Origin of the sequence: Martinezella paranaensis (assembly GCF_014200235.1) — a bacterium.
Lineage (GTDB): Bacteria > Pseudomonadota > Alphaproteobacteria > Rhizobiales > Rhizobiaceae > Rhizobium > Rhizobium paranaense.
The window spans coordinates 80,644-103,443 of the sequence record NZ_JACHBI010000004.1; the positions used below are offsets into that span (position 1 = coordinate 80,644).

Below are 22,800 nucleotides of genomic sequence, written 5' to 3' on the forward strand. Positions count from 1 at the left end.
CATCCATCCCGATCAAACCTGAGTTCATCCGGATGGTCTCTGCCCTTTGCTGTAGCCGATTTCGGCAGCAGTTGCATAGCGAGACTCCGTTTAAAATGTGGCAGCGTTGTATTTTGGCAAGCATATGCCACGCTTTCAGCCGCTCGCCACGACGAAATTAAGGCAAAACCGGCAGCAAAATTGCTGCATCGCATTCAATGCTGCAAAAATGTGGTCAGTGCCGGAATGCCTTCCTGTGTCAGGAAACGTTCGATGGGAGCTGAAAGCCGAATGGTTCCGCCATCGATGAAGACGGCATGGTCGGCGAGACGGCGAACTTCGGCTGGGTCGTGCGAGACGATCAGCACCGTATTGCCGGTCTCGCGGTGAAGCGTGGACAAAAGCTCGGCCATGCCGGAGCGCAGGCCCGGATCGAGCGCGGCGAAGGGTTCATCGAGCAGCAGGATCGGCCTATCCCGCACCAGCGCCCGGGCGAAGGCGGCGCGTTGGCGCTCGCCGCCGGAGAGGGTGCCGGGCATGCGTCTGTCAAAGCCGGCAAGCCCGACGCGGGCCAGGGCCTCAGAAATCCTTTGCCGATCGTCTGCCGAGAGTCTTAGCGATGGGCTGATGCCAAGCCCGACATTGGTGAAGAGATCGAGATGGGCAAAGAGGTTGTTATCCTGGAAAACCAGGGAGACCGGCCGTGCTGAAGGATGCAGCTTGGTCACCTCCTGTCCGGCAAGCATGATGCGGCCACGGTCCGGCGTCTCGAAGCCGGCGAGCAGATTGAGGAAGGTGGATTTGCCCGATCCGGACGGGCCGGTGATGGCGATAATCCGCGCCTGTGGCAGTTCGCAATCAAAGCGGAAATCATGCGTGCCGAGCCGCAATTCGACGCCGGTCATCGCGAGGCCTCGTGCCGCCATGCCTTGATTATCGGTCATTCCGCCTGCCTTCGTCCTCATGCTTGCCTTGACCGGCCGTGCCGGCGATGGTCAGGAGAAGACATATCAGCCCCAGAATGAAAGCAAGTCCGTCTGCATCGTTGGTGCGATAGCTGCCGAGCTTGCTGTAGACCAGCCAGGGCAGGGTCATCAGGCTATCGGAGCCGAAAAGAGCGATGGCGCCGAGATCGCCGAGCGACAGTGCCATGGCGAAGGAGAGCGCCGTGAAAAGCGGTTTGCGCAGGCCCGGCCAGTCGACCAGCCGTAACCGCGCGAGGCCATGAAGGCCGAGGCTTGCGGCGAGCCGTTCGGTGCGGCGGCGATGGACGGCATGGGCCGGTTCGATGACGCGGATGACAAAGGGAAGCGCCATAAGGGCGTTGATGACGACGATCAGCAGCGCCGCGAAGCGGGCGGGATCGTCAACCAGCCTGAGCGCCAGGAACCATCCGGTCGCCAGGACGATCGGCGGCACCAGCAAGACGAGGGAGGATGTGCCGCTCAAGGCAACGGCCAAGCCGCGCAGGCTCGGCGCTTTCCGGCGTTCGGCCGATATGGCTGCGCGGGCGCGGATAATGGTGAAGGAGGCGAGGACCGCCAGAATGCCGGCAGCAAAAGCGATTGCGAGGCTGGTCAAGGTCGCCTGCAGGAAGATCGTCTGGCCGACAAGCCTGAGAAGATCTGCCTTCAGGCCGGTGACGACTACTGAACCGAGCGGCAGGCCGATGAACAGGGTGGTGAGCAGGAGCAGCAGGCTATCGACCAGTTTGGCGATGGGCAATGTTCCGTCGATGCGCCGTACGGCGCGGCCGGACGTCAGCCCGTGATCGTCGGGTGCCGGAAGCAGGGCCATTGCGCCGAGAATGGCGGCGGTCACCACGATCTGCAGCAGGGACAGAGCTACGGCGCGACCGGGGTCGAAATCGAAGCGAAGCGCCTGATAGATCGCCACTTCGAGCGTGGTCGCGGCTGGGCCGCCACCAAGGATCAGCACCAGCGTGAAACTGGTGGCACAGAGCATGAAGATCAGACCGGCGATACCGGGAATGAGGCCGCGCAGTATTGGCCATTCGATGAAACGAAAGACGGAGGCCGGACGCATGCCGAGCCCGCCGGCCATCAGCCAATATTCCGCCGGCACGCGCTCCAGCCCGGCAAGCATCAGGCGGGCGGCCAGCGGCAGATTAAAGAAGACGTGCGCGAGCAGGATGCCCATCAGCCCGTAGATGCTCACCGGCTGCGCCAGGCCGAGCCCCGTCAGCGCCTGGTTTAGAAGGCCCTGGCGGCCCCATATGCCGAGCAGCCCGAGCGCACCGATCAGCACCGGTAGGCCCATGGGGACAGCCATCAGGCGGATCAGCCAGAGTCGGCCGAGAAAACGCGGTTGCCGCGCCAACGCGCGAGCCACGGGAATTGCGAGAACAACGGAAAGAAGGGTGGATAGCGTCGCCTGCAGCAGGGTGAAGCGCAGCACGCGCAGAAGGTAGGGATCGGCGAGCGGATTGCCGCCGCCGGCGGTTTCGATGCCGGCGGTAAGCAGGGTGGCGATGGCAAGGCTGATGAAAAACACGATGCCGGCAAGACTGAACGCCCCGCCGGCAATGGCATGTCTTTTCTCGGGTGCCGTCAGCAACATCTCACCGTTAATTGGTGCTGGTGGCGGCCAGCCATTCGTCGACCCAGGCCTTGCGGTTCTTCTCGACCACGTCAGGGCTCATCAGGAAGGTCTTCGATGGGACGACCAGCTTGCTGAATGCATCCGGCAGCGGCTCGGATGTGGCCGCGGCCGGCATCATCCAGTTATTGGTCGGAATGGTGTCCTGGAAGCCAGGCGAGATCATGAACTTCAGGAAGTCGCGGGCAAGCTCCTTGTTCGGCGACGACTTGATTAGGCCGGCGACTTCGATCTGGATGTAATGACCCTCGGAGAAGGCGGCCGCCTGATAGCGGTCGGTCTTGTCCGTGATCATGTGATAGGCCGGCGATGTCGTATAGGAGAGCACCATCGGCGCTTCGCCCTTGGTGAACAGGTCGTAGGCTTCCGACCAGCCGGGCGTCACGGTCAGGATGCGGCCCTTGAGCTTCGTCCAGGCATCGGCTGCCTTGTCGCCATAGACCGACTTCACCCAGAGTAACAGGCCGAGGCCCGGCGTCGAGGTGCGGGGATCTTCGATGACGATCTTCTGCGACGGATCGCCTTCGACCAGATCCTTCAGGCTCTTCGGCGGGTTCTTGATCGCCTGCGTATCGTAGACGACGGCGAAATGGCCGTAATCATAGGGCACGAAGACGTCGTCCTTGAAATCGCCGGGAACCTTGAGGCCCGATGTGTCTATGCCGCTGGCATCGAACAGGCCGGTGTCCTTGGCTTCGTCGACGAGGTTGGTGTCGAGGCCGAGAACGACGTCGGCTTTGGTGCCGGTGCCTTCCAGCTTCAGCCGGGAAAGCAGTGCCACGCCGTCGGTGACGCTGACGTAATTGACTGTGCAACCGCAGGTCTTCTCGAAGGCGGCCTTGACCTTGGCGCCCGGACCCCAGTCGGCGGTGAAGCTTTCATAGGTGTAGATGGTGAGCGTCTTGTCTGCGGCTTCGGCGCCTTGGGCGGCAAAAAGCGTTGCGCCGGCGGCGAGAGCCAAGCCGGTAAACAGTGATAGCAGCGATCGGTTGGGCATGACAGCGCCTCCTCGTTGGTTTGTCTTGAACGGGAAAAGGGCGCTATGATTTTGTCACGCGTCTAATCCCTCCGCCGGTGTTAGCCGGATCAGGTTCCGCGGGTTGGCCGGTGAAAGCCTCTCAGCCAGATGTCTTCGAAGACATAAGGCACCCCGTTAGAGCGTTGGCAGGTTTAGTCCTGTGACGAAGGGATGACAAGGGGATAAAAAGAGGATGATTCCCTTGTCGATTGCAGGACCGCGTTTTTACTCGGCAGCGTGGGCGGCTGCCTGGCTGTCGAGCTTCTTGGCGGCACTGGGCAATTGCACGTTCTTCAATATGATCGCCGTCAGCAGGCCGAGGAAGCATATGGCGGCGGCCGTCATGAACAGCGGACTGAAGGCGCTTGCATAGGCATTGGCAACGCTTTCGCGCGTGGCCTCCGGCAGGGCCGCCATCATCTTCGGCGTCAGTTCCTCGATGTTGGCGACGCCCGGAATGGAGAGGCCGATATTGCTGAGCTTGGCGGCGATGATGGCGCCGTAGATGGAAATGGCGATCGAGGCGCCACCCATGCGCGAGAGCGTCACGGCGCCGGTGGCGGCACCGACGTCACCCCTTGCGGCGGCATTCTGCACGCCGATGACCGGGACCTGCTGTGCCAGGCCGATGCCGATGCCGTGCAGCAGCATCAGGGCGCCGATGAAGACGATCGGCGTGCCGGCATGGACCTGCGCCAGCGTGGCGAAGGCGATGGTGCTGCAGGCGGCGCTGGCGATGGCGAAGGGCTTGTAGCGGCCCCTGGCCGAGATCAGCCGGCCGGCCGAAAGCGAACCGCATACGATGCCTCCGGTCAACAGGATGAACAGAAGACCGGCCATGGAGGGTGACAAGCCGGTTGTCGTCTGCAGGAAGAGCGCGAAGTAGTTGACCATGCCGATCGCGACTGCACCGCTGGTGACCGAGATGATCAGCAGCAGGCCGAAGGTCGGGTTGCGGAACAGCGTCATGGGTACGATCGGCTCCGGCGCGCGGCGTTCGACGAAGACCCAGGCCAATGCGCAAAACGCGCCGAAGGCGATGATCCCAAGGCATTGCGGCGAAAGCAGCGATCCGAAAAGCTCGGTGCCGTCGGCGGCAAGCACGATGCTGGTGGTGGTTAGCGCAAGGAGGAGTGCGCCGGCGTAATCAATCTTCGGTTTGCGGGCCGGTTTGCGATACGGCAGCATGAGGGCGAGGCCGGTCAGAACGATAAAGCCGATCGGCACGTTGACGAGGAAGATCGAGCGCCAGCCGAAGAGGTCGCTCATCGTGCCGCCGAGAACCGGGCCGATGGCGCCGGAGGCCATCAGCACCAGGCTGGAATAGCTTTGATAACGGGCGCGTTCGCGCGGCTCGAAGAGATCGGCGTTGACGGCGAAGATCGACACCAGAATGCCGCCGCCGCCAAGGCCCTGCAGCACGCGGGCGGCGATCAGCGTGTTCATCGATACCGCAAGGCCGCAAACGGCCGAGCCGACGGTGAAGATCGCGATTGCGGTCATCATCACATATTTGCGGCCGAAGAGGTCGCCGAGCTTGCCGTAGACGGGCATCGAGGCGGAAAGGGCGAGCAGATAGGCCGAGCCGATCCAGCCGAAGCGTTCCAAATGCCCGAATTCGCCGACAATGGTCGGCAGCGCCGTCGAGACGATCTGGTTGTCGAGGGTTGCCATGAACATGGCGGTCATCAGGAAAAGGAAGAGAATCAGCCGGCGGCGATGATCCGCCACGAGTGGCGCGTGCGTGACTTGCATATCCATGGGACGAGAAATCCGAGCTTGCCGAAACGCTATGCATTCGATCGAACGCATGGGAACGCCCCGGTTCCTGAATGCGGAACGTGGCGTTTTCGGGCAGGTCTTCGAAAGCGGACGTTCCGGAGCAACATATGTGCTATCAGCATATAATTGTCAATGGCAAGTGAATGCTGTCTGCATATTTTAATTCCTGTCCGTCTCTGATATGTTGGAATGATGACAACAGCAACGAACACACGAGAAGTTGAAGCCTCGCCGCTGCCCGAAGACGAAAACCTGCTGCGCATCGGGCAGGTAATGACGCGCATGCGCCTGATGACCGGCCGCCGCATGATCGGCCGGCTTGCCATCCAGAACGTCGCGCCGGGTCTGGAGCTTTCGCATCTCGACGTCATCGATGCCGTGAGGCGCGCGGAAGAGGCCGGCGAAGTCACGGTCGGAACGATCGCCGACATCCTGCGCATCGATCCATCGCGGGCAAGCCGCATCGTCGCCGAGATGGTCACCCGCGGGGTGCTGCGCCGCAAGGCCTCGCAGGCCGATGCGCGGCGCATTGTCGTCGTACTGACCGCGCTTGGGCAAAGGTTGCTTGCCGAGATCCAGGCGCAGAAGTTTTCGGTCATCGAGAGCATTATCGCCGACTGGTCGACGGAGGATGTCGAGGCTTTCTCGCTGCTGTTCGATCGGTTCGTCGGCGGTTATGAGCGGGTTTTCCAGGCGCGCATCAAGGAAACGGACGGCTGAGCGGCCGACGCTGCCGTTCTTGCCAACAGCGCTCTTCCCTAGTGACGCGTCTTTGCGCTATGGGCTTGGCACATGAGCCAATCCACCACCTTCACCATCCTTCTCGGCGGCGAGCTTCGTCTGACGGACCGGCTGCGCGCCGCGGTCGCCGGTAGCCGGTTCATCGCGGCGGATGGCGGCATGCGCCATGCCGTGGCGCTCAATGCGACGCCCGAGCTCTGGGTCGGCGATTTTGACTCGACGCCGGCGGACCTGCGGGGCGCGTTCCCAAATGTGCCCAAGCAGCCCTATCCGGCGGCAAAGGCGGCGACCGACGGCGAGATCGCTATATCGGAAGCGATCGACCGTGGAGCGACGCGGCTGATCCTTGCTGGCGCGATGGGCGGGGAACGTTCGGACCATGCGATCCAGCATATGCTCTATGGCGTTCAGCTTGCCGAAAAAGGTTTCGACGTGCTGCTGACCTCAGGCGACGAAGAGGCCCTGCCGCTGCTGCCGGGTGAACTGGAACTGGCGCTGCCGGCCGGCTCGCTGTTTTCCGTCCTTGGCTTCAGCGATCTGACGGGTCTCTTCATTCACAACGCTCGCTATCCCCTGCGCGATTTCCATCTGCCTTTCGGCGCATCGCGTACTATTTCCAATGTGGCGGAAGGCCCTGTGCGCCTTTCGCTCGGCAGCGGCAGGGCGATCGTGCTTGCCCGCCCTTATGATCTCAGCGGAGTCTGATCTTGGCCCCTCCTATCCTGAAACTCGATGATATCTTCCTGAGCTTCGGCGGCGCGCCGCTCTTGGCCGGCGCCGGGCTGCAGGTGGAGCCGGGCGATAAGATCTGCCTTGTCGGCCGCAACGGTTCTGGCAAGTCGACCCTTCTCAAGATCGCTGCCGGCCTCGTCGAGGCCCAGTCCGGCGACGTGTTCCGCCATCCGTCGTCAACGGTGCGCTATCTCGAGCAGGCGCCGGATTTCGCCGATTACAAGACGGTGGCAGCCTATGCCGAAGCCGGGCTTGGCCCGGGCGACGATCCCTATCGCGTCATCTATCTGCTCTCCCATCTCGGCCTGACCGGCGAGGAGGACCCGAGGACTCTTTCAGGCGGCGAGGCGCGCCGCGCGGCTCTCGCCCGCGTTCTCGCGCCGGAACCGGATATCCTGCTGCTCGACGAACCGACCAACCATCTCGACCTGCCGACCATCGAATGGCTGGAAGGCGAGCTGCAGAAGAGCCGCAGCGCACTGGTGCTGATCTCGCACGACCGGCGCTTCCTGGAAAAAGTATCGACCGCGACCGTCTGGCTCGACCGCGGCACGTCGCGGCGGCTCGATCGTGGCTTCGCCTTCTTCGAAGCCTGGCGCGACCAGGTGCTGGAAGCCGAGGAGCTGGAACAGCACAAGCTCGGCAAGGCGATCGAGCGCGAGGAACATTGGCTGCGGTATGGCGTGACCGCGCGGCGCAAGCGCAACATGCGCCGCCTCGGTGAATTGCAGGACATGCGCGCGCGTCATCGCGGCCACAAGGGCGCTCTAGGCACCGTACAGGCGGCAGCCTCCGATGCGCAGGAGAGCGGCAAGCTGGTGATCGAGGCGGACAAGATCACAAAGGTCTATGACGAACGCGTCATCGTCGCGCCGTTTTCGATCCGCGTGCATCGCGGCGATTGCATCGGTCTCGTCGGCCCGAACGGCGCTGGCAAGACGACACTGCTGAAGATGCTGACCGGGCAATTGGCAGCGGATAGCGGCACGGTCAAACTCGGCACCAATCTGGAGATCGCTACCCTCGATCAGAAGCGCGAGGACCTCAATCCGGAGGACACGCTCGCCAACTATCTGACGGATGGCCGCGGCGAAAACCTGCTGGTCAATGGCGAGCAGCGGCATGTCACCGGCTATATGAAGGAATTTCTCTTCCAGCCGGAACAGGCGCGCACGCCGATCAAAAATCTTTCCGGTGGCGAGCGCGCCCGGCTGATCCTGGCGCGCATCCTGTCGCGGCCGACCAATCTCCTGATCCTCGACGAACCGACCAACGATCTCGACATCGAGACGCTGGACCTGCTGCAGGAGATCGTCGCCGGCTTCAACGGCACCGTTATCCTCGTCAGCCACGACCGTGATTTCCTCGATCGTACCGTGACTTCGACCATCGCGCCGGCCAATCCCGAAGAGCCGGACGGCCGCTGGATCGAATATGCCGGCGGCTATTCCGACATGCTCGCCCAGCGCAAGGGCGCGATCGACGAGCGCAAGCGGGCCGAAAAGGCAGCCGAGAAGCCGAAGGCAGCGGAGACGTCAGCAGCCACCGCCGAGGCTTCGAAGGGTAAGGGCAAGCTCTCCTACAAGCAGAAATTCGCCCTAGAAAACCTCCCGAAGGAGATGGCGAAGGCCGAAGCTGATATCGCCGCCCGCGAACAGAAAATGGCCGATCCCAACCTCTTCGCCAAGGACCCGGCAAGCTTCAACCGTCTTGCGGCCGAGATGGAAAAGCTGCGCGACAGCCTGACGAAAATGGAAGAGGAATGGCTGGAGCTGGAGATGCTGCGGGAGGAGCTGGAGGGCTGAGACGCGGCTCAAACCGTGTCATCAACCTTTCATAGCCATCGGTATATTAAAGAAAACAGATGGTTGCAGCCGATGCTATTCCCTGTTGTCGAATTCGATAAACTGTTTATACATTGTGTTGAAAGTACCAGACCAGAGCATCCTGCTTTCAGGTAAACATCCCCTCCAAGCGAACAGATGCTCCAGGTTCAAACGTCCAGAGCGCCCCTTCTGCGTTTAAACCAACGCACGGCGTTCCAGAGCTGGAGGACGCCGCGGATCGTCAGTCATCCGCGACGCATTGGGAAGTCCGAAGAGACCTGACGAAATTCCGCCGCTGGCGGTGACGGGTCCTTCGCGGAAGGCTGCAGGCAGACATCACGAACGCTTGACCCGGCAGTTTTGCCGTAGGTGATCTATTGTCCAGGGGGTCCTTCATGCCGATGACGCTGGCGCGTGTCGCTTTATTGAGCTGTGCAATTGCTGTTTTCCCGGGATCTCAGGTGCTGGCGCAGAGCGCGCCGCCCGCGGCACCCGTGACGGTCGCCAAGCCCGTCGTCCGCGATGTCATCGACAGTGATGAATTCATCGGGCGCTTCCAGGCGGTGGACGAAGTCTCCGTGCGCTCGCGCATCGGCGGCTATCTGCAGGAAGTCCATTTTCAGGACGGCACTATCGTCAAGCAAGGCGACCTGCTCTTCGTCATCGACCAGCGGCCTTATGTCAACGCGCTGAATGAAGCCACGGCTTCCCTGGAGGTCGCGAAATCGACGCTGACGAATGCCGATGCGCAATTTGCGCGCACGCAGGCACTGGCGGGCACCGGCAGTTTGTCCGCATCCAATCTTGACGATCGCCGTCGCGATCTGATCTCGGCGCAGGCAAATGTCCGCGGCGCGCAGGCGGCGGTCGATCGCGCCTCGCTCGACATGGAATATACCAGGATTACCGCACCGCTCAGCGGCCGCATCGACCGGCGTCTGATTTCGGTCGGCAACCTCGTTCAGGCCGACCAGACCGTTTTGACCACCATTGTTTCGCTCGATCCGATCGATTTCTATTTCGACGTCGACGAGCGCCGGCTGCTTTCCTATGCCGATGAAGCGCGCAAGAACGGCAGTGCCCTGCAGCAGGGCGGCGGCGGCCTCGATGTCACCGTGATGATCGCCGATTCGCGCCAGAAGCCGTTCAAGGGCAAGCTCGATTTCGCGGAAAACCGCGTCGACAACCAAACCGGTACGATCCGCGTGCGCGCCCGCTTCCCCAATCCGGATCTCATCTTGCAGCCCGGCCTGTTCGGCCGCATTCAGGTCGCGGGTTCCAACAGCTACAAGGCGGTCCTTGTTCCTGATGAGGCCATCGGCGCCGATCAAGATCAGCGCGTCGTCTATGTCGTCGGCGCCGATGGCAGCGTTACCCCGAAATCCGTGCGGCTTGGGCCGAAGCTTTACGGCTACCGCGTCATCCGCAGCGGCATGACCGGTGACGAAACCATCGTCGTCAACGGGCTGATGCGTATCCGGCCCGGCGTCAAGGTTGCGCCGCAATTGATCCAGCTTCCGCAGGAAGCAGCGAACGAAGAGGCGCCGGCTCAGGCATCGGTCCAGGGGTCGGACCAATGAGATTCTCCCATTTCTTCGTCGACCGGCCGATTTTCGCGTCGGTCCTTTCCATCGTGCTGCTAATCGTCGGCGGCATCGCCTATTTCCAGCTTCCGGTCGCGCAATATCCGGAGGTCGCGCCACCGACGATCGTGGTGCGCACTTCCTATCCGGGCGCTGACTCGCAGACCATCGCCGATACGGTGGCGACGCCGATCGAGCAGGAGGTCAACGGCGTCGAGGACATGCTCTACATGTCCTCCTATTCCAGCGCCGATGGTTCGATGTCGCTGACCATCACCTTCAAGCTCGGCACCGATCTCGATAAGGCGCAGGTTCTGGTCCAGAATCGCGTCTCTATCGCCGAACCGCGCTTGCCGGATGAAGTCCGCCGCATCGGCATCACAACGGTCAAAAGCTCGCCCGATCTGATGATGGTCGTGCATCTGCTCTCGCCGAGCAATCGCTACGATCAGCTCTATATTTCCAACTATGCTCGCACACGCATCCGCGACCTTCTCGTCAGGCTCGACGGCGTCGGCGACGTGCAGCTCTTTGGTGAGCGCCAATATTCCCTGCGCATTTGGCTCGACCCGGAAAAACTTGCCGCCTACGGCATGACCGCCGGCGATATCGTCCAGGCATTGAGGGATCAGAACGTGCAGGTATCGGGCGGCTCGATCGGTGGACCGCCGATTTCGGGCACCAACGCCTTCCAATATACGGTGACGACCCAAGGGCGTTTTTCCGATCCGCGGCAATTCCGCTATGTCATCGTCAAGGCGACGGATAGCGGCCGGCTCGTGCAGTTGCAGGATGTGGCGCGTATCGAACTCGGCGCGCAGGACTATGTTACCAACAGCTATTTGAACGGCGCCCCTGCCGTTGCGCTCGGCATTTTTGCCCGGCCGGGCACCAATGCGCTCGCCGCTGCTGCAGATATTCAGAAGACGATGAAGGATCTGGCGCAGGATTTCCCGCAGGGCCTCGAATATCGCATCGTCTACAATCCGACCGAGTTCATCTCGGAATCGATCAACGAGGTCTATAAGACGATCTTCGAGGCGGCGATCCTCGTCGCCATCGTCGTGCTGGTCTTTCTGCAATCCTGGCGAACGGCGATCATTCCGATCGTCGCCATCCCGGTATCGCTGATCGGCACCTTTGCCTTTCTGCTTGCCTTCGGCTTCTCGCTGAACATGCTGACGCTGTTCGGCCTGGTGCTTGCCATCGGCATCGTCGTCGACGATGCGATCGTCGTCGTCGAAAATGTCGAGCGCAATCTCGCGCTCGGGATGACGCCGAAAGAGGCGTCGCACGTCACCATGAACGAGGTCGGCACGGCGGTGCTGGCGATTTCGCTGGTCCTTATCGCCGTGTTCCTGCCGACGGCTTTCATTCCCGGCATATCGGGGCAGTTCTACCGGCAGTTCGCGGTGACGATTTCCGTTGCGACGGCGATTTCCTGCCTGAATTCGCTGACGCTGTCGCCGGCGCTTGCGTCGATCGTGCTGCGCCCGCACGACCATAAGAAATCGACGAACATCTTCTCCCGCTTCGGCCGCGCTCTTGGCAACGGTTTCAACCGCGGTTTCGACCGGATGAGCAGCGGCTATTCCTGGGTCATCAGTCATCTCGTCACGACCTGGGTGGCGCTCGCCTGCGCTCTCATCGTGTTTGCCGGGCTGCTTGGTGCGACGTGGTACATGGGCAAGATCGTGCCGCAAGGCTTCGTGCCGACCATGGACCAGGGCTATGCCATCGTCGTCGTGCAGCTTCCGGACGGCGCGTCGCTCGCGCGCACCAATTCGGTCATTCAGAAGGCGACGGAGATCATCAGGAAGACACCGGGCGTCGAAAATGCCGTTGCTTTCGCCGGCTTCAACGGTGCGACCTTCACGAATGCCTCGAATTCCGGCGTCATCTTCACGCCCTTCAAGCCATTCGAGGAAAGGTTGAAGAGCGGAGAATCGGCCAGCAAGATCATCGGCCAGCTCTATGGCAGCCTGCAAGGAATCCAGGAGGCCTTCATCATTGCCATTCCGCCGCCTTCGATTCGCGGCGTCGGCAATTCCGGCGGCTTCAAGATGCAGATCATGGACCGGGAAAATGCCGACATGCGCCGGATTCTCCCGCTTGCCTATCAGCTCATGGGTGCGGCCGCGCAGAACAAGGGTGTCAGCGGCGTCTTCACCACCTTCTCCGCCAACAGTCCGCAATATTTCCTGGCGGTCGATCGCGACAAGGCGCGGGCGTTGAACGTGCCGATCCCGAATATCTTCGAGACCTTGTCGATCAATCTCGGCACGTCCTATGTCAATGACTTCAACGCTTTCGGTCGCGTCTACCAGGTGCGCGCGCAGGCGGATCAGGAATACCGCATGGACCGCGACGATATCCTTGCTCTGAAGGTTCGTTCGGCAACCGGTGCGCTCGTGCCGCTCGGCACGCTTGTCGACATTCAGGATACGACCGGGCCGACGCTCGTTCAGCGGTACAACATGTATGTCTCGGTTCCCCTGCAGGGTAACCCGGGGCCGGGTGTTTCGACCGGCAGCGCGCTCGATACGATGGAGGGACTGGCAAAGAACCTCCTGCCGCCCGGCACCACCTTCGAATGGACGGAGCTCGCCTATCAGGAAAGGAATACCGGCAACACGGCGGTTTATATTTTCGCGCTGTCGGTCATCTTCGTCTTCCTGGCGCTTTCGGCGCAGTATGAAAGCTGGATCCTGCCGCTTGCCATCATCCTGATCGTGCCGCTGGCGGTGCTCGCTGCTCTCATCGGCGTGCATCTGAGGGGCATGGACAACAATATCCTGACGCAGATCGGCCTCATCGTGCTGATCGGCCTTGCGGCGAAGAACGCGATCCTGATCGTGGAATTTGCCCGCCAGGCGCAATTGGAGGGCAAGACTGCCGTTGAAGCAGCAATCGAGGCCAGCCATCTGCGCCTGCGGCCGATCCTGATGACCGCCTTTGCCTTCATCTTTGGCGTCGTGCCGCTGATGATCGCAACCGGCCCCGGTGCCGAGATGCGCCAGTCGCTGGGGACTGCGGTCTTCTCGGGCATGCTCGGCGTGACGCTGTTCGGCCTGTTCCTGACGCCCGTCTTCTACGTCGTGCTGCGCAGGCGTCGCCGGCAGGCGGAGGAGGCTGCGGCGGAAGCGTCTTCGGCCCACGATGCAGCGGCGCAGTAATGCCGATCAGAGATGCGGATTGCGCGGCCGGTATTTTTTGACCAGCCGCTGATTGATCTCCTTGGCGCGCGGCATGTTGGCGCTGAGATAGACCGGCGGGTCGCCGTCCTTGCAAAGCTCGGCGGCGACTTCGGCGAAGATGGCGTTCAGCACGGTCGCGCCGATCGCGGTCGACGCGGGCCCGACCTTCAAATCGCTCCCCGGCAGATCGATGATGGCGTCGCCCGGCGGCAGGCCGTTGTCGAGGACGATGTCGGCAATATCGGCCAAGCGCAGGCGGCCATTGGCAATGGCTGCGGAGTAGGCGAGTGAGGTGATGGCGATAACGGTCGCGCCGATCTCACGGCCGTAATCGGCGGCCTCGATCGGGGCGGCATTGACGCCGGAATTGGAGGCGATGATCAGGACATCGCCGGGCTGCATGCCGTAGCGCTCGAAAATCGGCCGTATCAGACCCTCGGTGCGCTCGTAGACCGAGCTGATGACTGCGCCTTCATGTAGCATGGCGGAGCCGACCAGCACCGGGATGGTGAAGGCCAGACCGCCGGCGCGGTAATGCACCTCTTCCGCCAGCATATGCGAATGACCGGTGCCGAAGACATAGACGCGCCGATCGGCGCGCGCCGCCGCTGAGATGACGTCGACTGCCTTTTCCATCGGCTCGGCAAGCGTTTCGCGCAAGGTTTCCAGCCGGCCAATGAGGGCGGAGAAATAGCTGTCCGTGACTGCGGTCATCTGTGCCTCTCTCGTTTGCTCTATCTCTTTGTTTCCACGCAATTCCGAATGGAAAGCGGCTCACGCACTTTTCCTGGAATTGCTCTAGGCCGATCGCTGGCCGGAAATCCACGTTGCGGTGACTTCGATGCCGTTGTTGATATGGACGAGATCGGCCCTCGTGCCGGGCGTCAGATATCCACGGTCGGTGAGCCGCAGGAACTGTGCCGGATAGGACGTCGCCATGCGCAGGGCTTCCGCCAGCGGCAATTCAAGGATGTCGACGCCGTAGCGGATCGTCGAGGCCATATCGACGTCGGAGCCGGCAAGCGTGCCGTCGTCCAGCGTCAGCTTCGAGCAATAGCCGCCCTTGGTGCGATAGACCGTGCGGCCGTTCAGGGTAAAGCTCGGAAGGTCGGTGCCGACGAGCGACATGGCGTCGGTGACGAAGAACAGCCGGCCTTCGCCACGCTTGGCGCGCAGCGCGATGCGCAGGGCTCGCGGATCGACATGGTGGCCATCGGCGATGATGCCGCACCAGGGCGCGGGATGGTCGATCGCAGCTCCCACGAGGCCCGGGGCGCGATGGCCCAACTGGCTCATGGCATTGAACAGATGCGTGACGCCACGGGCGCCTGCGTCGAAGCGGGCATCGGCCGCGTCCGCCGTGCTGTCGCTGTGGCCGATGCTGACGATGACGCCGCCTTCGTTCAGCGCCTGCACTTGGCGTTCTGTAACCTGCTCGGCCGCCATAGTGATCAACAGGGTGCCGATCGCTTCGCGGGCGCGGATGAAGGTCTTGACGTCGCCGTCTTCGACCGGGCGCATCAGTTCCGCGAGATGCGCACCCTTGCGGGCCGGCGCCAGATGCGGACCTTCGAGATGCAGGCCGGCGACGCCGCGATTGGCCTTGACGGCCTCGATGGCGGCTTCGATCGCCGCCGTCGTAGCTGCTGCGACATCGGTGATGAGCGTCGGCAGCACCGATGTCGTGCCGTAGGGACGGTGCCCCTCGGCGATCATGTACATGGATTCGGGCGAGGGCTCGTCGTTCAGCATGCGGCCGCCGCCGCCGTTCACCTGCGCATCGATGAAACCGGGGGCCAACACGCCGCCATTGAAGCGGATCGTTTCGGCATTGTCGGGCACGTCGTTCGCGCCTGTAATGGCGTGTACGCGGCCATTGCCGATCACAAGCGCACTGTCCTCATGAAACCGGTCGCCATCGAAGATGCGGGCGCCGGTAAAGACCTTGTAGTCCATCACATGGTCTCCGTTACCTTAAGAAGATTAGCCGGCTTATCCGGATCGAAACCCTTGCGCCGGGTCACTGACTCGATGAGGCGATAATAGCAGAGCAGCGACACCAGCGGGTCGAGCAGGCCGTTGCCGGTGCTCGGCATGCGCAGATTGATGCCGGGGAGGGGCGCGGTGGAGAAGGATACGGCGGTGGCGCCGAGCTTCTGCAGGCGCTCCAGCGCCTGGGCGTTGTTGGCGAAGGCCGCATCATCGGGTGAAAAGGCGACGATCGGGAAGCCCGGCTGCACCAGTCGCATCGGTCCGTGCATCAGCTCGGCAAGCGAAAAGGCTTCGGCATGCAGGCCGGAGGTTTCCTTGGCCTTCAGCGCTGCCTCCAGCGCAATAGCGAAGGCAGGACCGCGTCCGCCGGTATAAAGCGATGTGGCGTTGAACAGCACGTCCTCGGCGGCCTGGCCGTCGATCCCCGATGTCGCGGCTAGCGCTTCCGGCAATTTGGTGAGGCCGGCGGCAAGCGCCTGGTCTTTCGAGATTGCGGCAGTGACGCCGGCAAGTGCTGCGGCGGAGGCGATGAAGGATTTCGTGGCGGCGACGCTTTTTTCCGGGCCGGCATTGAGGCCGAGCACGATATCGGCCTCCTTGGCGAGCGGGCTGTCGGTGACGTTGACGACGGCGATTGTGGTGGCGTCGCCCTGTTTGGCGGCGGCCTGCAGCGCAATGATGTCGGGGCTGCCGCCGGATTGCGATACGGTGAAGTGGATGCCGCCCTTCAGGTGCAGAGGGGCGCCATAGACCGAGGCGATCGATGGGCCGACCGAGGCGACGGGCACGCCGTGGGAGATTTCGAAGAGATATTTGAAGAAAGTGGCTGCGTGATCGGAAGAACCGCGCGCCGCCGTGGTGATCAGGGAGGGGCGGGTGGAGGCGAAGAGCTTTGCGATTTCCGCAAAGACGGGCTTTTCTTTTTCAAGCAGGGCCGCGACGACGTCCGGCGACTGGCCGGCTTCCGTCAGCATCAGGGATTGGGTCTCGCTCATAAGTCATCTCCAATTCTCAATTCGGCAACGAAATCATAGGCATCGCCGCGATAATGCGAGCGGGTGTATTCAACGACGCGCTGGTCTTCCAGGCGTGAAATACGTTCGATCAAAAGCGCGGGCGCGCCGGCTTTGACGTTGAGGATCGACGCGGAGGTCGGATCGAGCGTCACTGCTGTCAGTCGCTGCAGAGCCCGGACCGGCTTGAAGCCGTTCCCAGCCAGCGCATCATAGAGCGAACCCTCTGAAACCGCATCCTCGCCGAGAAATTTGATCGGCACGACGGCGCGCTCGATGGCGAGCGGCTGGCCGTCCGCCAGGCGCAGGCGGTCGAGCCGCAGCACCGGCTCGTCCAGGCCGAGACCGAGCAGGAAGGATTCTTCGGGGGCAGGGGCGCTGACGGTGCGCGATAGGATCTTTGCCGCCGGCTCGCGGCCACGCGAGCGCATATCGGCCGAGAAGGAAGAGAGGCGCCAGAGCGGTTGTTCGATACGCTCGACGCGCTGCGACACGAAAGTGCCGCTGCCATGGCGCGACTCGATCGCGCCGGAGGCAAGCAGATCGCGATAGGCGGTGCGGACCGTGACGCGGCCGACCTGCAGCGCCTCGGCCAGATCACGCTCTCCCGGCAAAGCCGTTCCGGATTTCAGCAGGCCTTCCTGGATAAGGCCGGTCAGCGCCTGTGCCAGGCGTTTGTACAACGGGCCGGTCATGGCCTCGTCGCGCAGACCACGGCTGTTCAATTCAGCGATCAAACTGGTTCTATCCATGAGTTCTTTATAGAACCTATTTAGAACCAATCTGCAAGGTGAATCTGATCTATCGGCCAAAAATGAATCGACCGGGCGTGATGTGCGCCCGGTCGAAAAGGATGTCGTCAGCTCAATTCTTGGTGAAGATGTAGTCCGTTTCCTGCCGCAGCACTTCACCGGGGCGAAGGACGGCGTTCGGGAAGTTCTGGTGGTTGATGGCATCCGGCCAGACCTGAGTTTCCAGGCAGAAACCTGCGAAGGGACCGATCTTCTGGCCATCGTGACCGGGAACGGGCACATCCAGCTTGAAACCGGCATAGAACTGCACGCCGGGCTCGGTCGTGCGCACTTCCAGCGACACGCCGGAATTGACGCTGCGCGCCAGCACCACAGAGCGCTTGGCGGTGCGTTCGGATGACAGGCAGAAATTATGGTCGTAGAGCGCCTGTTCGGCGCCATCGAAGCGCTTCATCGGCGCCATTTCGCGGAAATCGAAGACGGTGCCGGCAACGGGACGCACTTCGCCCGTCGGTATCTGCTTCTCGTCCGTCGGCGTGTAATGGTCGGCGGCGATCATGATGTCGTGGCCGAGCGCGTCGTCGCGTCCATCGAGGTTGAAATAGGCATGCTGGCAGACATTGGCGAGCGTCGGCTTGTCGGTCGTCGATTCATAGGTGACCGAGAATTCGCCATTGCCATGTACCCAATAGGTCGCCTGGATCGTGCAATTGCCAGGATAGCCGGCCCGGCCGTCGGGATCGACGATCTTCAACACGACGCGGTCGGCGGCGTGCTCGACGATCGTCCAGTTGCGCTTGGCGGTGTTGTCCCTGCCGCCGTGCAGATGGGTAACGCCTTTTTCGTTGAGATCGAGCTGATAGTCCTTGCCGTCCAGCGTGAAACGGCCGGCGCCGATGCGGTTGGCGCAGCGGCCGGGTGTGGCGCCGAAATAGGAGGAATGGGCCGGATAATCGGCGAAATTGTCGAAGCCGAGCAGCAGCGCCGGGCCGTGGCCGTCCAGCCGCAGGTCCTGAATGACGGCACCCCAGGTCATGATATGGGCCGTCAGACCGCCGCCTGATATCTTGACGCGATAGACCGTTTCTCCATCGGCCGTCGTTCCGAAAACTTCCCGCTCCAAACTATCTTTCGTCATATCAACTCATCCATTTCTATCGAAAATTCGAGGCCAGACCCTGCCCCCATTTGCGCCGCTCCGCAACCGGTCCGATCGCGAAATTTAGGGGCGGGCAGAGGGGGATCAAGGCTGCATACGGCGTTCGCCGATAGCTTCGGACTGGCAAATTGCGCCGCAAATGTGCAGCGCGTACGACAGGCGGCCGATTTTCCCATCATCTGTGTGTGCTTTGCCTATACCGAGCAAGAGTGCTCGTTGCCTGATCCGTGAAGATGTGCGTTCGAGCTACGCCTTGTCGTAAAGAAGTTTAGCTGCCCGCCTGCTGAAAAACGCTTTGATCGATTGTTTCGACCCGTCCGCTTTTTCGGTTGTTATGATCACCATCAGCCTATCGCCGCGAATGGTAAGAAGGATATCGAACGCCTTTTGGCTATATTTTTCTATCTGGGCGTCCCATTGGCCTGTGCCTGCCGCGTAGCTCACATTTCCGTTTCTGCTCGTCTCCGCCGTGGCGCTCCAGCCGTTGTTTGCGCTGATCATCATGAATTTGCCCTGCCTTACTATTCCCACAAGGCATTTTTCGCATGGACCGGCGTCGGAATGGATCTGCTCCCACTGACCGGAGAAGTTACCTTCTTCCGATCTTGCCTGATGCGAGACCAACAAAACGGTTGAGATGAAGAGAAGCAATTTAACAGCGTAGCGCACGCACATCTCCACCAATTTCCCCGTGATCCGGGATAGTATTCACCAATGCCGCATGTTTCTTTCTACAAGGGGTTGTGGTGATTTGGTGGCATTTCGGCTTGCAAAGGCTGCGGCTGCCCCGAGGAGACGTAGCTCAGCGCGACAATTCCCTCGTCGCCTTCTCCAAGCCGCCGAGCGTCAGAGGATACATCCGCTCCGTAAGCAGGCGGCGGATGATGGAGATCGAGGTCGTGTAGCCCCAGTAATTTTCCGGCACGGGATTGAGCCAGACGCATTTGCGGAAATGGCCGGTGATGCGGCTGAGCCAAATATCGCCAGCCTCCTTGTTCCAATGTTCCACCGAGCCGCCGGGATGGGTGATCTCATAGGGGCTCATCGAGGCATCGCCGACGAAGACGACGCGATAATCCGGGCCGAAGGTACGGATCAGATCGGTCGTCGCGGTGGCATCGGCGCGCCGGCGGCGATTGTCCTTCCACACGCCTTCGTAGAGACAGTTGTGGAAGTAGAAATATTCCATGTGCCGGAATTCGGCGCGGGCCGCGGAGAATAGTTCCTCGACCACGCGGATATGATCGTCCATCGAGCCGCCGACATCGAAGAACATCAGCAGTTTGATGGCATTGCGCCGTTCGGGCCGGGTCTGGACGTCGAGATAGCCGTGCTCGGCGGTGGAGCGGATCGTGCCGGAAAGGTCGAGCTCTTCGGCCGCCCCTTCGCGCACCCAGCGACGCAGCCGTTTCAGCGCCACCTTGATGTTGCGGGTGCCGAGCTCGACGCTGTCGTCGAGGTTTTGAAATTCTCGACGGTCCCAGACTTTCGCCGCCTTGCGGTGACGGGACGCATCCTGGCCAATGCGCACGCCTTCCGGGTTATAGCCATAGGCGCCGAATGGCGCCGTGCCCGCCGTGCCGATCCATTTCGAGCCGCCCTGATGTCGGCCCTGTTGTTCGGCAAGACGCTCACGCAGCGTCTCCATCAGCTTTTCGAAACCGCCGAGCGCCTCGACCAGCTTCTTTTCCTCGTCCGCCAGATGTCTTTCGGCCAGCTTGCGCAGCCATTCATCGGGGATAGCGACCGCCTCAGCCGGCGCCGTATCGCCGCCGACGGCCTCGACACCGCGGAAATAATCGGCAAAGACCTGATCGAAACGGTCGATGAAGCGCTCGTCCTTGATCAGCGTCGCGCGGGCCAGATAATAGAAGGCCTCGACGTCGTAATCGGCGATCCCCTCTTCCATTCCCTCCAGAAGCGACAGGAATTCCCGGAGTGTCACCGGAACCTTTGCTTCCTTCAGCTTCAGGAGGAAGGGAATGAACAAGCTCAGAACCTCTCTTGGCCGATCTCCTCGAGATCATAAGGCGTCGTCTGGTAGATCTCGTTGATCCAGTTGCCGAAGAACAGATGCGCATGGCTGCGCCAACGGTTCTGCGGTGCGATCTCCGGGTCGTTATGCGGGAAATAATTATGCGGCATCTTGATCGGCACGCCCGCATTCACGTCCCGAAAATATTCGTCCGCCAGCGAAGTGGAATCATACTCCACATGATTGAACATGTAGAGCCGATTACAGGCCTGCTCGTGGACCAGGCAGACGCCCATCTCGCTCGATTCCATCAAGATCTGCAATCCCAGCACCTTTTCGATGTCGGCGCGACGCACTTCCGTCCAACGCGAGACCGGAATGGCGAAATCATCGGAGAAGCCGTTGAGATAGACCGAGGAGGGCTTCAGGTTCTGGTGGCGATAGACCCCGAAGGCTTTTTCCTTCAGCGTATATTTTGGCACCTTATGGAAATGATAGGCAGCCGCCATTGCGCCCCAGCAGACGTTCATTGTGGAATGGACATTGGTCGCCGTCCAGTCGAAGATCTGCTGCATCTCGTCCCAGTAGGTGACTTCCTCATAATCCAGCAGCTCGATCGGCGCGCCGGTGATGATGAAGCCATCATATTTGCGGTGCTTCACCTCCTCCCAGGTTTGGTAGAAGGCGAGCAGATGCTCTTCGGATGTATTCTTGGCCTTGTGGCCGCCAACGCGGATCAGCGAGAATTCCACCTGGAGCGGCGAGGCGCCGACAAGGCGCGCCATCTGAACTTCGGTCTTGATCTTGTTCGGCATGAGATTGAGAAGCCCGATCTGAAGGGGGCGAATATCCTGCCGGATTGCCACCGTTTCGGTCATCACCCGCACACCCTCGCTCTGGAGGGCTTCAAACGCGGGCAGCGTATCGGGAATCTTGATGGGCATCGTTGTCACTCGACCAAAAACAAAAAAACCGGCCGCGATAAGAATCGCTACCGGTCCGCACGCGGCCCTTTAGCGACTTTTTTAACGTGGCTGCAAGCCGGCCGGCCAAATCACCACGGGAGAAATTCAATAGACCTGCTACCCCGGCGGGTCAATGGGGCAAGCGTTGAAGGAAGCTGGCGGCCGCGCCCTATTTCGGATGTAGCCTACAGATGTTCAAGGAGTGCCTGCATGCCATAGCCCAGACGTTGCTTGGCGTCCTCGATCGGCAGCCAGAAGAAACGGAAGCCAATCGGATCGCCGCCGCCGAACGGCGTCATTTCGTAGTGAAGCCAGGTGGCAGGCGCCGTCTCGGAGATATGGCAGCGGAAATAGTGCCGGCGGTGATGGTGCTCGCGACCTTCCTTCTCGAAACGGTAGTCATGGACGTCGAGCGGATGGAGTTCGTCCGGCGCAAAACCGGTCTCCTCTTCGAATTCGCGCGCCGCCGCCGTTGCAATATCTTCGCCGGGTTCGACGGTGCCGCCGGGAACCTGGAGCTGGATGGCGGGAAAATCCGGCTCATCGAATACCAGCAGATGCCGGTCGCGCAACGCGTAGATCAAGACCTTCACTGCATCCGGCTGCATCATTTCCCTTGCCCGCGCGCCATGAAGGCCAGCCGTTCGAAGAGATGGACGTCCTGCTCGTTCTTTAGCAGCGCGCCATGCAGCTTCGGCAGCGCGCTCTTCGCATCGGCACGCAGGGTGGCGGGATCGACGTCGTCGGCGACCAGCAGGCGGATCCAATCGAGCGCTTCGGAGGTCGAGGGTTTCTTCTTCAGCCCCGGCACATCGCGGATCTCGAAAAATTGGGTGAGTGCCGCCCGCACCAGCGCCTGCTTGATGCCGGGATAGTGCACCTCGACGATATGCGTCAGCGTTTCAGCATCGGGGAAGCGGATATAGTGGAAGAAGCAGCGGCGCAGGAAGGCGTCTGGCAGCTCCTTTTCATTGTTCGAAGTAATGATGACGATCGGTCTGACAGCGGCGTGGATCGTTTCGCCGGTTTCGTAGACATGGAACTCCATGCGGTCGAGTTCCTGCAGCAGATCGTTCGGGAATTCGATGTCGGCCTTGTCGATCTCGTCGATCAGCAGCACGCATTTCTTCGGTGCCGTAAAGGCCTGCCAGAGCTTGCCTTGGCGGATGTAGTTCCTGACGTCATTGACGTGGGCGTCGCCCAATTGGCTGTCGCGCAGGCGCGAGACGGCATCATACTCGTAGAGGCCTTGCTGCGCCTTCGTGGTGGATTTGATGTTCCATTCGATGAGGTCGAGACCCAGGGCCGCGGCGACCTGACGAGCCAGTTCCGTCTTGCCGGTTCCCGGCTCGCCTTTCACCAAAAGCGGTCGTTCCAGCCGTATGGCGGCATTGACGGCGACCATCAGATCCTTGTCGGCAATATAGTCCGCGGTGCCGTGAAATTGCATTGGAAGGCTTTCATCAA

General features: G+C 61.4%; 19 protein-coding genes and 2 riboswitches. Of the genes, 5 read left to right on the plus strand and 14 right to left on the minus strand.

All coding sequences use genetic code 11. From position 1 onward, the window contains the following. Positions 1 to 194 precede the first annotated feature (194 nt). The 4 genes from GGD50_RS11675 to GGD50_RS11690 all read right to left on the minus strand — a co-directional run bounded on the left by GGD50_RS11675 (position 195) and on the right by GGD50_RS11690 (position 5,377). A complete protein-coding gene (locus GGD50_RS11675) occupies positions 195 to 923 on the minus strand; it encodes a thiamine ABC transporter ATP-binding protein (RefSeq protein WP_107109813.1) in 729 nt (242 codons plus the stop codon). Next, complete coding sequence (thiP, locus tag GGD50_RS11680) at positions 913 to 2,559, minus strand: thiamine/thiamine pyrophosphate ABC transporter permease ThiP (RefSeq protein WP_107109812.1); 1,647 nt, start codon at positions 2,557 to 2,559, stop codon at positions 913 to 915. Before thiP ends, GGD50_RS11675 begins: the two co-directional genes overlap by 11 nt. A gap of 7 nt (positions 2,560 to 2,566) precedes the next feature. Beyond that, positions 2,567 to 3,595, minus strand: coding sequence for a thiamine ABC transporter substrate binding subunit (gene thiB / locus GGD50_RS11685; protein ID WP_107109811.1), 1,029 nt, complete (start codon positions 3,593 to 3,595; stop codon positions 2,567 to 2,569). A 49-nt stretch (positions 3,596 to 3,644) separates the two neighbouring features. Then, positions 3,645 to 3,761: riboswitch (TPP riboswitch) on the minus strand. 80 nt (positions 3,762 to 3,841) lie between these two features. Then, complete coding sequence (locus tag GGD50_RS11690) at positions 3,842 to 5,377, minus strand: MDR family MFS transporter (protein ID WP_107109810.1); 1,536 nt, start codon at positions 5,375 to 5,377, stop codon at positions 3,842 to 3,844. A 213-nt stretch (positions 5,378 to 5,590) separates the two neighbouring features. Between GGD50_RS11690 and GGD50_RS11695 the strand changes: the two genes are divergently transcribed. From GGD50_RS11695 to GGD50_RS11715, 5 genes are all read left to right on the plus strand, one after another. Beyond that, positions 5,591 to 6,118 (plus strand): MarR family winged helix-turn-helix transcriptional regulator, encoded by a 528-nt coding sequence (locus GGD50_RS11695; RefSeq protein ID WP_107109951.1) that lies wholly within the window; start codon positions 5,591 to 5,593, stop codon positions 6,116 to 6,118. Between the two features lie 72 nt (positions 6,119 to 6,190). Continuing rightward, entirely contained in the window at positions 6,191 to 6,844 is a 654-nt protein-coding gene (locus GGD50_RS11700) for a thiamine diphosphokinase (RefSeq protein ID WP_107109809.1), read from the plus strand. 2 nt (positions 6,845 to 6,846) lie between these two features. Beyond that, positions 6,847 to 8,676 carry an ABC-F family ATP-binding cassette domain-containing protein gene (locus GGD50_RS11705; RefSeq protein WP_107109808.1) on the plus strand — a complete coding sequence of 610 codons (1,830 nt, stop codon included), beginning with the start codon at positions 6,847 to 6,849 and terminating at the stop codon, positions 8,674 to 8,676. A 416-nt stretch (positions 8,677 to 9,092) separates the two neighbouring features. Continuing rightward, the gene (locus GGD50_RS11710; protein ID WP_107109807.1) at positions 9,093 to 10,277 is read left to right on the plus strand and encodes an efflux RND transporter periplasmic adaptor subunit; all 1,185 of its coding nucleotides are present in this window, start codon (positions 9,093 to 9,095) and stop codon (positions 10,275 to 10,277) included. Next, complete coding sequence (locus GGD50_RS11715; protein WP_107109806.1) at positions 10,274 to 13,456, plus strand: efflux RND transporter permease subunit; 3,183 nt, start codon at positions 10,274 to 10,276, stop codon at positions 13,454 to 13,456. The genes GGD50_RS11710 and GGD50_RS11715 overlap by 4 nt, the downstream gene beginning before the upstream one ends. Before the next feature lie 6 nt (positions 13,457 to 13,462). Here GGD50_RS11715 and GGD50_RS11720 read toward each other — a convergent pair whose 3' ends face one another. The 10 genes from GGD50_RS11720 to GGD50_RS11765 form a co-directional block, all read right to left on the minus strand. After that, on the minus strand, positions 13,463 to 14,191 hold the full coding sequence (locus GGD50_RS11720) for an SIS domain-containing protein (RefSeq protein ID WP_107109805.1): 729 nt from the start codon (positions 14,189 to 14,191) through the stop codon (positions 13,463 to 13,465). Positions 14,192 to 14,275: 84 nt separating this feature from the next. After that, positions 14,276 to 15,433, minus strand: a complete 1,158-nt coding sequence (gene nagA / locus GGD50_RS11725) for an N-acetylglucosamine-6-phosphate deacetylase (protein WP_107109804.1) — start codon at positions 15,431 to 15,433, stop codon at positions 14,276 to 14,278. Continuing rightward, positions 15,433 to 16,464 (minus strand): SIS domain-containing protein, encoded by a 1,032-nt coding sequence (locus GGD50_RS11730; protein ID WP_107109803.1) that lies wholly within the window; start codon positions 16,462 to 16,464, stop codon positions 15,433 to 15,435. The genes nagA and GGD50_RS11730 overlap by 1 nt, the downstream gene beginning before the upstream one ends. Next, entirely contained in the window at positions 16,461 to 17,234 is a 774-nt protein-coding gene (locus tag GGD50_RS11735) for a GntR family transcriptional regulator (RefSeq protein ID WP_107109802.1), read from the minus strand. The genes GGD50_RS11730 and GGD50_RS11735 overlap by 4 nt, the downstream gene beginning before the upstream one ends. Before the next feature lie 112 nt (positions 17,235 to 17,346). Beyond that, entirely contained in the window at positions 17,347 to 18,372 is a 1,026-nt protein-coding gene (locus GGD50_RS11740; RefSeq protein WP_107109801.1) for an aldose epimerase family protein, read from the minus strand. A 267-nt stretch (positions 18,373 to 18,639) separates the two neighbouring features. After that, positions 18,640 to 19,062: a hypothetical protein gene (locus tag GGD50_RS11745; RefSeq protein WP_146144007.1), complete on the minus strand. Its 423-nt coding sequence runs from the start codon at positions 19,060 to 19,062 to the stop codon at positions 18,640 to 18,642. Positions 19,063 to 19,195: 133 nt separating this feature from the next. Beyond that, positions 19,196 to 20,383: a vWA domain-containing protein gene (locus GGD50_RS11750; RefSeq protein ID WP_107109799.1), complete on the minus strand. Its 1,188-nt coding sequence runs from the start codon at positions 20,381 to 20,383 to the stop codon at positions 19,196 to 19,198. A gap of 2 nt (positions 20,384 to 20,385) precedes the next feature. Then, on the minus strand, positions 20,386 to 21,312 hold the full coding sequence (gene metA, locus GGD50_RS11755; RefSeq protein WP_107109798.1) for a homoserine O-acetyltransferase MetA: 927 nt from the start codon (positions 21,310 to 21,312) through the stop codon (positions 20,386 to 20,388). Between the two features lie 49 nt (positions 21,313 to 21,361). Further along, positions 21,362 to 21,439, minus strand: a riboswitch (SAM riboswitch). Between the two features lie 79 nt (positions 21,440 to 21,518). Beyond that, positions 21,519 to 21,941: an NUDIX hydrolase gene (locus tag GGD50_RS11760; RefSeq protein ID WP_107109797.1), complete on the minus strand. Its 423-nt coding sequence runs from the start codon at positions 21,939 to 21,941 to the stop codon at positions 21,519 to 21,521. Continuing rightward, on the minus strand, positions 21,941 to 22,783 hold the full coding sequence (locus GGD50_RS11765) for an AAA family ATPase (protein ID WP_107109796.1): 843 nt from the start codon (positions 22,781 to 22,783) through the stop codon (positions 21,941 to 21,943). Before GGD50_RS11765 ends, GGD50_RS11760 begins: the two co-directional genes overlap by 1 nt. Positions 22,784 to 22,800 lie beyond the last annotated feature (17 nt).